Source organism: Pseudoalteromonas sp. J2K-J979, assembly GCF_058169715.2.
Genome location: NZ_CM200281.1, coordinates 2,807,380 through 2,819,495, shown reverse-complemented (window position 1 = coordinate 2,819,495; position 12,116 = coordinate 2,807,380). Strand labels below are relative to the sequence as shown.

The 12,116-nt window shown below is 41.9% G+C and carries 9 protein-coding genes; 5 read left to right on the top strand and 4 right to left on the bottom strand.

All coding sequences use genetic code 11. The features are described 5' to 3' along the window. Positions 1–108 precede the first annotated feature (108 nt). Positions 109–1,914 (top strand): pre-peptidase C-terminal domain-containing protein, encoded by a 1,806-nt coding sequence (locus tag AC3KVK_RS12960; protein ID WP_490311587.1) that lies wholly within the window; start codon positions 109–111, stop codon positions 1,912–1,914. Between the two features lie 75 nt (positions 1,915–1,989). On the opposite strand, the gene gbpA is transcribed toward AC3KVK_RS12960, so the two are convergent. Both gbpA and AC3KVK_RS12950 read right to left on the bottom strand, forming a co-directional pair. Then, a complete protein-coding gene (gene gbpA / locus AC3KVK_RS12955; protein ID WP_490311586.1) occupies positions 1,990–3,456 on the bottom strand; it encodes an N-acetylglucosamine-binding protein GbpA in 1,467 nt (488 codons plus the stop codon). Positions 3,457–3,641: 185 nt separating this feature from the next. Continuing rightward, positions 3,642–5,066 (bottom strand): aminotransferase-like domain-containing protein, encoded by a 1,425-nt coding sequence (locus tag AC3KVK_RS12950; protein ID WP_490311585.1) that lies wholly within the window; start codon positions 5,064–5,066, stop codon positions 3,642–3,644. A gap of 194 nt (positions 5,067–5,260) precedes the next feature. Between AC3KVK_RS12950 and AC3KVK_RS12945 the strand changes: the two genes are divergently transcribed. Both AC3KVK_RS12945 and AC3KVK_RS12940 read left to right on the top strand, forming a co-directional pair. After that, positions 5,261–5,851 carry a carboxymuconolactone decarboxylase family protein gene (locus AC3KVK_RS12945; protein WP_490311584.1) on the top strand — a complete coding sequence of 197 codons (591 nt, stop codon included), beginning with the start codon at positions 5,261–5,263 and terminating at the stop codon, positions 5,849–5,851. 90 nt (positions 5,852–5,941) lie between these two features. Next, a complete protein-coding gene (locus AC3KVK_RS12940) occupies positions 5,942–6,277 on the top strand; it encodes a hypothetical protein (RefSeq protein WP_490311583.1) in 336 nt (111 codons plus the stop codon). On the opposite strand, the gene xseA is transcribed toward AC3KVK_RS12940, so the two are convergent. After that, positions 6,274–7,629 (bottom strand): exodeoxyribonuclease VII large subunit, encoded by a 1,356-nt coding sequence (xseA, locus tag AC3KVK_RS12935; protein WP_490311582.1) that lies wholly within the window; start codon positions 7,627–7,629, stop codon positions 6,274–6,276. The two genes, AC3KVK_RS12940 and xseA, sit on opposite strands and share 4 nt — an antisense overlap. Positions 7,630–7,780: 151 nt before the next feature. Here xseA and guaB point away from each other — a divergent pair, with 151 nt between their 5' ends. Together guaB and guaA are read left to right on the top strand one after the other, a co-directional pair. Then, a complete protein-coding gene (gene guaB, locus AC3KVK_RS12930) occupies positions 7,781–9,250 on the top strand; it encodes an IMP dehydrogenase (protein WP_490311581.1) in 1,470 nt (489 codons plus the stop codon). 85 nt (positions 9,251–9,335) lie between these two features. After that, the gene (gene guaA / locus AC3KVK_RS12925) at positions 9,336–10,913 is read left to right on the top strand and encodes a glutamine-hydrolyzing GMP synthase (protein ID WP_490311580.1); all 1,578 of its coding nucleotides are present in this window, start codon (positions 9,336–9,338) and stop codon (positions 10,911–10,913) included. A gap of 137 nt (positions 10,914–11,050) precedes the next feature. Here the strand turns inward: guaA and AC3KVK_RS12920 are convergent, their stop codons facing one another. Then, the gene (locus tag AC3KVK_RS12920) at positions 11,051–12,073 is read right to left on the bottom strand and encodes a GGDEF domain-containing protein (protein WP_490311579.1); all 1,023 of its coding nucleotides are present in this window, start codon (positions 12,071–12,073) and stop codon (positions 11,051–11,053) included. Between the last annotated feature and the right edge of the window lie 43 nt (positions 12,074–12,116).

Sequence of the window (12,116 nt, the reverse complement as noted above, 5' to 3'; positions counted from 1 at the left end):
AATGTAAATTTATCAGTTTTTTGAAATTGTTTCCTGTATTGATAACAAAAAATTAACTGTTAATGTGTTCCCCGATTGTTAACAACTTAAAATAATACGGGAACTATTATGATGAAAAAAACCATGCTGAGCTTGGCTGTATTGGCTTCGTTAAATGTTTATGCTGATCAGTCTCTTTTTAATGTCACTGCCAGTCATGCTCCTTTGACTGTGAATGAATTTGCTAAGAGCCAATCTGTACTGAGTAGCACACAGTTTACTCTCAATGCGACTACTTTAAGCCTATCGATTCCGCTTGATGGGATGGAGATTGAGTTCACCAAACAACAGGCCCAGCACAGTGCGAGCGGTAACTTGATTTGGCAGGGGGTTAACGCGCAAGGTGAACATGCAACCTTAGTGCAAAGTGCTGCAGGTATTACAGGGACGGTTCAATTTGAAAATCGTTTATTTAAAATCCAACCAAGCGAAAATAATACACATCTAATCACTGAAATTGATCAATCCAATACGCCGCAAGAGCATCCACAAGGGTTTAATGAAAACGCGCCGAGTCACTTAGGTGATTTAAATTTTAACCATGTTTTAAATAACAGTGAGTTAGCTGCGACAGCTGCAGTAGCAGATATCAAGCTTTTAGTCGTTTATACGGCTACAGCAGAGTCAAAAGTCGCCGATATTAATAGCTTAATTGATTTAGCGATTACAGAAACAAACGCCGGGTATGGTAACTCAGGTATTAACGCAAAGGTGACGTTAGCGCATAAAGCGAAAGTTAATTACACCGAAGCACCTAATTCGAGTACTGATTTAACTCGCCTTGCGGCCAAAAATGATGGCTACATGGATGAAGTACATAGTTTACGTGATCAATACGCAGCTGATGTGGTGGTGTTAGTACATGATACGAATGGTTACTGTGGACAAGCGGATGCCATTGGCGCTGATGCAGATTCTGCGTTTGTCATTGTTGATTATGATTGTGCTACAGGTTATTACTCATTTGGCCATGAAATTGGTCACTTACAAGGAGCGCGCCACAACCCTGAAAATGACCCAACCAACACTCCGTATGCATACGGACATGGTTACCAAGATCCGCAATCTCGTTGGCGTTCTGTAATGGCTTACAACTGTACCTCAGGCTGTACGCGTATCAATTATTGGTCAAATCCGAACAAAACCTACAACGGCGATGTGATGGGCACAACGGCACGTAATGATAATGCTCGAGTGTTAAACCTTACCTCACCTGCGATGGCCAATTTTAGAACTGGGACGATTGTGCCACCAGAAGTAATCGTACTTGAGAATAATCAAGCGCAAACGGTCGCAGGAGCAAAGGACAGTCAGACATTTTATAGCTTTAGTGTGCCAAGCGGGGCGAGCAATATCAGTATTGCGACATCTGGTGGGACAGGTGATGCCGATCTTTATGTTAAGTTAGGCAGCAAAGCAGGCAGCAATAATTGGGATTGTCGTCCTTTTGAATCTGGTAACGTAGAAAGTTGTCCTTTAACGCAAAGTGGTGACTATTCTGTGATGCTATCTGGTTACAGCACTTATAGTAATGTACGTTTAGTTGGTAGCTATCAATTGGGCGGTGTGACATTACCAATTGTTGTGAATGAATCAAATGTTAGTGTTGCCAAAGGTGCTTGGCAATATTTTTCAGTCGATGCGCCAGCCAATGCGACGAATGTTAGCGTGAGTATATCTGGTGGCTCTGGCGATGCGGATTTATATGTGCGCAAAGGGAGCCAACCCACTTTAAATAGCTACGACTGTCGCCCGTGGAAAAACGGGAACTCAGAACAGTGTTCACAAACGAACTCTGGCACGACAACTTGGCATGTGGGTGTATATGGCTACGCCGCTGTAAGTGGCTTGAATTTAGCAATTAACGTGCAGTAATTATCAATAAAAAAGCCACCAAGGTTAGTGCTGGTGGCTTTTTTGATCGCGGATTTTACCTGTCCAGCTGACGTCTTAGTTCAGCTCTATCCACGCCATTTGCCAATATAAACCGACACCCGGTTCATATTGATTTGACCCTTCAGACCACTGCACACAATACCCATTGTAAGGCCATGGTTTACATTGATAGACCTTTCCATTTTTTGGTTGCAATACCGTTGTTCCAGCTTGGTAGCTACTTAGCCCTTCAGGGAAGGTATACTCAGCATCGGTTTTTGGTGGTTCAACCGGATCGACCGGATCGCCGCCATCTGTTGGAGCAACAATATTAAGGTGGAATGTGGTTTGATCTGTGGTGCCGTTTTCCGTCAGGTAGCTAATCACTAAATTATAGTGTCCAGCTTTTGCATCAAGGTATGACATCGTTAATTCAGTTTGACCTGCTGCAACTTGGAAAGTGTTTGTTACTACACTGCTATAGCTTTTATTGAGGGTGGCAGTAATGCTTGCTTTTTCACTAATATCGGTTGTAAATGTGAAGTTGACATCGCTGTCATTGATTTCGTAACGATGGCTAATACCTGATATTTCAAAGTCCGGTTTTGGTAACGGAGCCGCAACAAATTCGAGTTCGACAGAGCTGATCCCCGAATTACTTTGTGCAAAAATTTCATTGCGCCCAGCCATCGACTGAATAGTGTTATTTTCGTCAAGTTGACCGGCTTGCAACCAAGACTGTGTTTCATTGATTTTATTCGCCAGTGCTAATGGCCAATTGGTGCCAAGCCCAGCTTCATCGCTATCAATTTCAAGTACTGTTTGCAGAGAAGGGAGTGCTTTTGAATCCTGACCAAATACACGTGTTTTAATGCTTGAACCCGCTCTTAAGTTTCGGCCAGCTAAAATATCACCCACATCTTGCCAGTACACGTTGCTGGTATCACCATTGTCGATCATTAAATCAACCGCATTGTAAAAACTCATCCCTGTGTCACCAACATCCCAAACACCTAGTACAATGTGGTAGCCATTGCGATCAGCAGGCACATTACACAAATGTGTGACGTTACGAGGCGGTTGTTTGTAATGACCTGAATATTCACAAAATGGCACAGCTTCAAATTGATCACGTGTTAATGGGCTGTTTGGATCCCATGTTGTTTTGGTAATGAAATAACGCCAATCTCGGGTCGAGTGATTGGCGGTAAAGGTCCAGGTAAATTCATTTGGGCCCGCTTTTATCGGGCGCTTTGTCCAACGGCTAATGGTTTGTGCATTGAGTTGGCTAAATGCACTGTGTCCAGCACTGGCAATATGACCATCGGCAGGCCCCGTTTCAGGAAAGCGGTCGGGCCCTTCAAGGCTTTGTGGTTCATAAACAACATTACCACAAGCTGTATTTTCGCCAAGGCGACATAAATAACCTCGAGATTCAGGTTTTGAAATATAACCGTGAGCAGAAACTGTGTGTGATAAAGGGAGTAAGAGTGCCGCAGCAATGGGAGCCATTGCTAATCGTGTTTTATTGATGTTTTTCATTTTGCTCCTAAAGACAAAGAAGGTTGCATCAAGTGTGTTCAGGGGGACATTTATTAATAATTAAGCATAGAATTGTTTCGCTTTACCTAGCTTTTATTAAAAACTTAATACAAAAGTTAAATGCACCCGAAATGGTAACTAGTTAAAAAGATAGAAACAATCGACTGTTTGGATGAGATGAATGATTAAGGTTGTGCGATTTTACCTTTTTGTATTTGTTTATATACAAGTTCACCTAACCGTTTTAGATTTTGCTCCGTTTTTTCACTCCAATCGAGTGCAAATGAAAGACGAAGGCAATGTTGATAAAGTGCTTGCTCGCAAAAAACTTGGCCCGGAAAGAATGTGATGTGTTCTTTACTTGCCTCATCGAGTAGAAGGGAGCTGTCACAACCTTTTGGTAGAGTGACCCACACGACGAGCCCACCCTTTGGTTGAGACACTTGGGTTTGGGAGGGGAAACAGGTTTTGATAATAAAATGCATTTTTTCGTAATTTTGGTGCAGAATTTTACGAAGTTGTTTGACATGCTTTTGGTAGCGCCCTGATTGCATCAATTCGGCAATCAGTTTTTGGCTGATGAGTGGTTCTGAAATATTTCTAAATGCTTTGGCCTGCATAATCGATGCGTAGTGTTGTCCTGGCGCAATCCAACCTAAGCGAAACCCTGAGCCAACAATCTTAGAGACTGAAGAGCAGTAGATCACTTTATTGGAAAGATCAAAGTGTTTGATAGCTTGTTCGGTTGCGCCAGTAAAATTGAGCTCTGAATACAGATCATCTTCTATTACAGTGAAATCAAATTGCTCAGCTAATAGGCAAAGCCTAAGACGCTCTTCTTTTGGCATTAAACTGCCAGTTGGGTTACTAAAAGAGGGCGCAACCAATAATGCTTTTATTGACCAAGTAGCTAGCGCCATTTCAAGAGCTTCTAAACTCAATCCACGCTCTACATGGCAAGGTATTTCAATGACCTTTAATTTAAGCGCGCTACACACTTGTAAAAAACCAGGAAAGCACGGACTTTCGACAGCGACAATGTCTCCTGCCTTGCATACAGTCGATAAGGCTAAAGCGATTGCATCTTGACAACCACTGGTAATGATCAGTTCATCAGGATGCAAATGCACCCCTACATTAACTAAATGTTTGGCAATCTGTTTTCTAAGAGTTAAATCACCACTGGTATAGTGAGTTTGCACCAGATCATGGATATGGAAGCGGGTTAAATGATGCAGTATTTTTTGGATGTGGGTTAATGGGAGTAACTGCGGGGGAAGCTCAGCTGTGCCAAAGTTATACGTATTAGGCTTTTGGCATAAAGTTAAAATATCAAACATGCTGTTATTGAGCTGCAAATGTCCGGGCGCGGCCAGCTCAATTGGAGAAGAGCAAGGTTGTTCAATTACATAAAAGCCAGAATTAGCTTTGGCAACTATCAAGTTTTGTTGCTCTAAATATTGATACGCACTTTGAATGGTGGTCATACTGGCACTAAATTGTCGACAAGCTGTTCGAATTGCGGGTAATCGCTCATTGACCGCTAAAGTGCCATCTTTTATTTGGTCTGCGATATGCTCTGCAATAGCGCGGTATTTTAACGTATGCATTACGGGCCTTTTACACGTTTCGTTGATGTAAGCTCGCTGATTCAATAAATTTAACGATACAATTTTATAAGAAATTAGCGGTACACTGAACTTGAATGTTATTTTGTACTGGTAATTTAGCTTGCTTGTGTGTCTATTTCGAGCTTTTTGATTGATTTATAGTGTTTAGCAATGAATCAAAAAGGAATAAAACCATGCCATTAGTGACCCCTCTTGCTGCTGACAGTAATCCAGAAGTAGCGCTATTAGCTGAGTTTTTTAATGAAACATTGGGCTTTTGCCCAAATAGTGTCTTAACCATGATGCGCCGTCCAAAAATAGCCAAAGCGTTTATTGGTTTGAACATGGCGGTAATGGATAATCAAGGGCGAGTGACTAGTGCATTAAAGCGACTGATTGCCTATGTATCGAGTCATGCAACTGGCTGTCGTTATTGCCAAGCGCATACTATTCGTGCCGCTGAGCGTTACGGGGCAGAGCAAGCGCAACTCGAAAATATTTGGGAGTATCGTACCCATGAGGCGTTCAGTGAAGCAGAGCGTGTTGCGTTAGATTTTTCGTTAGCGGCGTCACAAGTGCCTAATGGCGTTGATGCAGAGATCCAAGCGCGTTTACATGAATATTGGACTGAAGATGAGATTGTCGAAATACTGGGAGTGATTGCGCTATTTGGCTATCTAAATCGTTGGAATGACTCGATGGCGACCACTTTAGAGGAAGGCGCGATTGCCTCTGGAGAGGCTTTGTTAAGCCAACAAGGCTGGGCAATAGAAAAGCACCAATAACCCTCAGGTTGGGCAATAAAAAGAGGGGCCTCTTTACAAGTAATAAGGCACCTCTGTACAGTAAGCGCACGCTATTTTGTGAGCTTATTTATGAATCGACATTCTTTATTGCGCCAAATAATTTTATTTGATCAACCTGATACCGCTTGGCGCCATTTATCTGATTTTCCGCGTCTTGAAAACGCGCAGTCAGTAACGGTGGATAAAGCCATTTTGTTACACGTTTTAGAGTTGTTTTATCACCATCAAATTGATGCCGAGGCGTTGTCGGATTGGGGAGACTTGATTGAAAATAGTGATGAGCTGGATGGTCAATGCATTGACGATTACCTGTATGCGCTTGCTAACCCTGAGTTAATGGGCGGCTTAACTCAAGAGTCAGTGGGTAAACTCATTACGATATTACAATCTGAGCAGGCGCGTTAAGGTAACTTTGGGGTCACGCTCACGATCGTTGATTCAAACATGCCATTGGCAAGCTCTGTTGTTACGGTTGTGCCAACGTGTACTGCCTCAGCTGATTTAATGACTTGGCCTTTGTCATTTTTGGTGATGCTATAACCTCGGGATAACACTGCTAATGGGCTCACGGCTTCGAGCTGGGCGGCATATAATGCGAGTTGGTTATGGCCGTCTTTTAATGTTTGTTTCATCGCTTGGTGAATACGACTTTCAAGTTGTTGAAGCCGATTCTGTGCTTGCTGAACGTGAGTTTGTGGTGAACGCAGCATCAGTCTGTTTTCTAATTGTGTCTGCTGGGTGCGCGCTTTATTGAACTGCTGTGTCATCGCTTGCTGTAAGGCTAATTGTAATTCATCCAGTTTTTGCGTCTTTTGTTGGAGCTGGTTTTTTGGATGACATAAAGAAAGCCGATGATGCAATTCGAGAGCTTGTTGATTCAGTCGTGAAAAAGTGTGTTTAAATGCATGATGCAGACGCTGCGTTTGTTGTTCAATGAAGGCGAACAATTGCTGTTGATCAGGACTGACCAATTCAGCTGCAGCAGATGGTGTTGCCGCTCGAATATCCGCAACAAAATCACTGATAGTCGTATCTATTTCATGGCCTACCGCGCTGACTACGGGAAGTTGGCTGGCATAAATTGCGCGGGCGAGGAGTTCGTGATTAAAGCACCACAGATCTTCCAAAGAGCCTCCACCTCGACCTAATATTAGTACGTCAACTTCATTGCGAGCGTTAGCAAGGGCGAGTTTTTCGATGAGTTGTTGATGCGCGTTTACACCTTGAACTTGAGCGGGGTAAATCACCACTTCAAGTTGTGGGGCTCTGCGGTGTAATACGGTGAGAATATCTTTTATTGCTGCGCCAGTGGCGGAAGTAATAATCCCCACTTTATTGATTGTGTTTGGTAAAGGCTTTTTAAACGCGCTACTAAAGAGCCCTTCTGCGGCAAGTTGCATTTTCAATGCTTCAAATTGTTGTTTTAGCTGCCCTTCGCCGGCAGGCTCCATATGTTCAACAATCAGTTGATAATCACCCCGAGGCTCGTAAAGCGAAATGCGGGCTCGCATATGCACTTGATCACCATTTTTAGGCTTAAATTGCATTTTTTGATTGTTTCCTCGCCACATCGCGGCACGGATTTGAGCAAGATCATCCTTGACGGTAAAATACCAATGGCCAGAACTTGGACTAACAAAGTTTGAAATCTCCCCATCAATTGTAATAGAGGCAAAATTACGTTCTAAAAGTTGACGGATTTCTTTGTTTAAACGCGTTACAGTGTAAACGGTTGGTGAATTTCGTAAATTGAACATAAGCCAGGTATCTGTTTTTAAACAACAGCGGTTACTTTAACATAAATATTCTGGAATTTTGTTTACTCAACTTGGAACTGCTGATAAAATTTTACCGCAACTCCCTCTATATATATTTATATATTAACCTTCAATTGTGAGAAGTTGCCAAATGCTAAGAATAGCTAAAGAAGCTTTAACCTTTGATGACGTACTTTTAGTACCTGGTCATTCTACCGTATTACCTCATACTGCAAATCTGAAAACGCGCTTAACGCGTGGTATCGAACTTAATTTACCTTTAGTGTCTGCCTCGATGGACACAGTGACAGAAGCACGTCTCGCGATTGCAATGGCACAAGAGGGCGGTTTAGGTTTTATTCACAAAAACATGACCATTGAAGAACAGGCAAGAAACGTACGTAAAGTGAAAACTTACGAAGCGGGAATTGTGTCTGATCCTGTGACTGTACCTGCAGATTTAACCATTCAAGAAGCATTGGCTTTATCTGAAGATAAAGGTTTTTCAGGGTTTCCTGTTACGGATGAAACCAATACCTTAATTGGGATTGTGACCAGCCGTGATATGCGCTTTGAAACTAAGCTTGAACAGCCAGTTTCAACTGTAATGACTAAAAAAGATAAATTAGTAACAGTGAAAGAGGGTGCGCAACGTGAGCAAATCTTAGGGTTAATGCACGAACACCGTATTGAAAAAATCTTGGTTGTTGATGATGCATTTAAACTCAAAGGGATGATCACCGTTAAAGATTTCCAAAAAGCGCAAGAAAAGCCCAATGCATGTAAAGACGAGCGTGGTCGTTTACGTGTAGGTGCCGCTGTAGGTGTCGGCCCAGGTACGGACGAGCGTATTACAGCCTTAGTAGCAGCAGGTGTCGATGTATTATTAATTGATACCTCACACGGTCACTCACAAGGTGTACTCGATCGCGTCGCTGAAACTCGTCAAGCGTTTCCTGATTTACAAATTGTTGCAGGTAATGTTGCAACAGCAGAAGGTGCAATCGCATTAGCTGATGCGGGTGTTGATGCTGTTAAAGTAGGGATTGGCCCAGGTTCTATTTGTACGACTCGTATTGTAACAGGCTGTGGTGTTCCACAATTAACGGCTATTTCAGATGCTGTGGAAGGTCTTAAAGGCCGTGATATTCCAGTGATTGCTGATGGTGGTATTCGTTTTTCGGGTGATATCGCAAAAGCCCTTGTAGCTGGAGCCTCTTCTGTGATGGTGGGATCTATGCTTGCTGGTACTGAAGAATCACCCGGTGAAGTCGAGTTGTACCAAGGTCGATATTATAAATCTTACCGTGGTATGGGTAGTCTTGGCGCAATGAATCAAAAAGAAGGGTCATCAGATCGTTACTTCCAAGATTCTAAGCAAGTTGAAAAATTGGTTCCAGAAGGGATTGAAGGTCGAGTTGCATATAAAGGACCGATTGCTAATATTATTCATCAGCAAGTAGGCGGGATCCGAAGCTCTATGGGCTTAACGGGTTGTGCAACCATTGCAGAAATGAACACTAAACCTATGTTTGTCCGTGTTACATCTGCAGGTATGGGTGAGTCACATGTTCATGATGTGCAAATCACTAAAGAAGCGCCGAATTACCGTCAAGGTTAATTATTGCGTTTAATACCGGTCACGCTTTTGGGCTAACTCAGGTTAGCCCATCTTTATTTTAGTTTTCTTTCAATCGAGAGACATCATGAGCAAAAATATCCACGATTCACGTATCCTAATTTTAGATTTCGGTTCTCAATACACTCAATTAATTGCACGTAAAGTACGTGAAATAGGTGTTTATTGTGAGCTGTGGGCTTGGGATGTGACTGAAGAGCAAATCAAAGAGTTTAATCCACAAGGGATTATTTTATCTGGCGGTCCAGAGTCGACGACATTAGAAGGTAGTCCACGTGCTCCTGAGTATGTATTTAATGCGGGTATTCCTGTGTTAGGTGTGTGCTACGGTATGCAAACAATGGCGATGCAGCTGGGTGGTAAAGTAGAAAGCTCAGACAAAAAAGAATTTGGCTATGCCCAAGTTGAGAATGTCGCAAACTCGGTATTAATGGCCAATATTGAAGACCATATTTCAGAGTCAGGAAATGGCTTATTAGATGTGTGGATGAGCCATGGCGATAAAGTAGTTGAAATTCCTGATGGATTTACCACTATATCACGTACTGAAACCTGTCCTCACGCCATTATGGCCAATGATGAGAAACGTTTCTTTGGTATTCAATTCCACCCTGAAGTGACGCACACAAAACAAGGTTTACGTATTTTAGAGCGTTTTGTGGTTGATATTTGTGGCTGTGAAAAATTATGGACTCCTGCCAAAATCATTGATGATGCTATTGAGCGTATCAAAGAAAAAGTGGGTGATGATGAAGTGATTTTAGGCTTATCTGGTGGCGTTGATTCATCGGTTGTTGCAATGTTACTTCACCGTGCTATCGGTAAAAACCTTACTTGTGTTTTTGTTGATAACGGGTTGCTTCGTCTTAACGAAGGTCAACAAGTCATGGATATGTTCGGTAATCACTTTGGTTTAAATATCATTAAAGTTGATGCTGAAGAACAATTTTTGAATGATTTAGCGGGATTATCAGATCCTGAAGCAAAACGTAAAGCAATTGGCCATACGTTTATTGATATCTTCGACGCAGAATCTAAAAAGCTGAAAAATGCAAAATGGTTAGGTCAAGGTACGATTTATCCAGATGTTATTGAATCAGCAGCTTCAGCAACGGGCAAAGCGCATGTCATCAAGTCTCACCACAACGTAGGTGGATTACCTGAAGATATGAAAATGGGCTTAGTTGAGCCACTACGTGAGTTATTTAAAGATGAAGTACGTAAGATAGGTTTAGAGCTTGGTTTACCATACGACATGTTATACCGTCATCCATTCCCTGGGCCTGGTCTCGGTGTACGTGTATTAGGTGAAATCAAAAAAGAGTACTGCGACTTATTACGTCGTGCAGATGCAATCTTTATTGAAGAGCTTCATAAAGCAGATCTTTATCATAAAGTAAGTCAGGCATTTACTGTGTTCTTACCAGTAAAATCAGTGGGCGTAATGGGTGATGCACGTAAATATGACTGGGTCGTCTCATTACGTTGTGTTGAAACCATTGATTTTATGACCGCACGTTGGTCACATTTACCTTATGATTTCTTAGGCTTAGTGTCTAATCGCATCATTAATGAAATCGATGGTATTTCACGAGTTGTGTATGATATTTCAGGTAAGCCGCCAGCGACAATTGAGTGGGAATAACCTGACTCGATAAAAAACAGCAAGCTTTGGCTTGCTGTTTTTTTATGTCTGCTTACCAAGGTGATGAATGCGTGTTTATAGGTTGGTATCACTTGGTGTCGTTAAGGTTCTATTATCATGATAAAACACACGACCTATTAAAAAAGCTCGATATCTGAGTCGCTTTTAGCCGCCGCAGGCTGCTTTTTATTGATTTGATGATAAAACACTAACTGATCGCGGCCATGTTCTTTGGCGTAATAGAGTGCTTTGTCAGCATTTTCAATGACAGATATCGGAAAGTCATACGGGCTCATTCGAGCAGCTCCAATACTTAGTGTGAGGTGTTTGATAAATGGGAAAGCAGCTTCATTTATCGATTGTCTGAATGCTTCTAAGCGCTTTTCAATCATAGAATATGTGGTAGGTTCAAAGACAATTACAAATTCCTCACCGCCAAAGCGAAACACTAAATCTGAGGCTCTAAAAAAGCTCGCCATTTTTTGTGCTAATAACAAGAGCACTTCATCACCACAGACATGGCCATAGGTGTCATTCACCGCTTTAAAGTGATCAATGTCAATGATTGCTAGCCATGAGGTAGAATCATCATGAATTGTTCTATTGGTTTTTTCTGCTTTTATTTTGAAGTGATCGTTAAGTTGTCGTTCCATCAGCATTTTGATTTTTCGATCAAATGTTTGCCTGTTTAAAAGCCCTGTCAGTTTGTCTCGCTCGTTTTCATTTAAGATCGTAAGGTAATTTTCATATATTCGGCAAAATGCATTAATCATAACTTGTTGGTGGCTTGATAAGCTATTGCAGTCAATATAAATGGCACCAACGGGTTTATCGTTGAGTAAAATGGGGATCCAGCGTTGCTCTGTGGCATTTTTATTTTGAATGTTAATCGAGCAAGCAGAGTGCAAGCACGAAGCAAGCTCTTGCGAGGCATCGGAGAGAATATCCCTTTCACCCCATATGAAATTATTCTCTGCTCCTACGCGCAGTGAAGCACTTCTTTCTATCCCTGTGCTATTAAATTCAGATAAGTTTTTGTAGATGATGATTTCTTTGCACTCAATGAATTCATGAATAGTTGACACTAAACTAAGTTCGAGAGAGTCGACGTCGCGAGTTTTGGTGATTTTGACAACGGAATTGAGTAACTCTTCTTGCATGTCTACCCCTCTAGGAAATCTTTGAATAAAACATCTTCCCTAA

What these genes read in the sequence shown, in the direction of transcription:
- AC3KVK_RS12960 (WP_490311587.1), top strand. Translation starts at nt 109, where the DNA reads ATGATGAAAAAAACCATGCTGAGCTTGGCTGTATTGGCTTCGTTAAAT.
- gbpA (WP_490311586.1), bottom strand. Translation starts at nt 3,456, where the DNA reads ATGAAAAACATCAATAAAACACGATTAGCAATGGCTCCCATTGCTGCG.
- AC3KVK_RS12950 (WP_490311585.1), bottom strand. Translation starts at nt 5,066, where the DNA reads ATGCATACGTTAAAATACCGCGCTATTGCAGAGCATATCGCAGACCAA.
- AC3KVK_RS12945 (WP_490311584.1), top strand. Translation starts at nt 5,261, where the DNA reads ATGCCATTAGTGACCCCTCTTGCTGCTGACAGTAATCCAGAAGTAGCG.
- AC3KVK_RS12940 (WP_490311583.1), top strand. Translation starts at nt 5,942, where the DNA reads ATGAATCGACATTCTTTATTGCGCCAAATAATTTTATTTGATCAACCT.
- xseA (WP_490311582.1), bottom strand. Translation starts at nt 7,629, where the DNA reads ATGTTCAATTTACGAAATTCACCAACCGTTTACACTGTAACGCGTTTA.
- guaB (WP_490311581.1), top strand. Translation starts at nt 7,781, where the DNA reads ATGCTAAGAATAGCTAAAGAAGCTTTAACCTTTGATGACGTACTTTTA.
- guaA (WP_490311580.1), top strand. Translation starts at nt 9,336, where the DNA reads ATGAGCAAAAATATCCACGATTCACGTATCCTAATTTTAGATTTCGGT.
- AC3KVK_RS12920 (WP_490311579.1), bottom strand. Translation starts at nt 12,073, where the DNA reads ATGCAAGAAGAGTTACTCAATTCCGTTGTCAAAATCACCAAAACTCGC.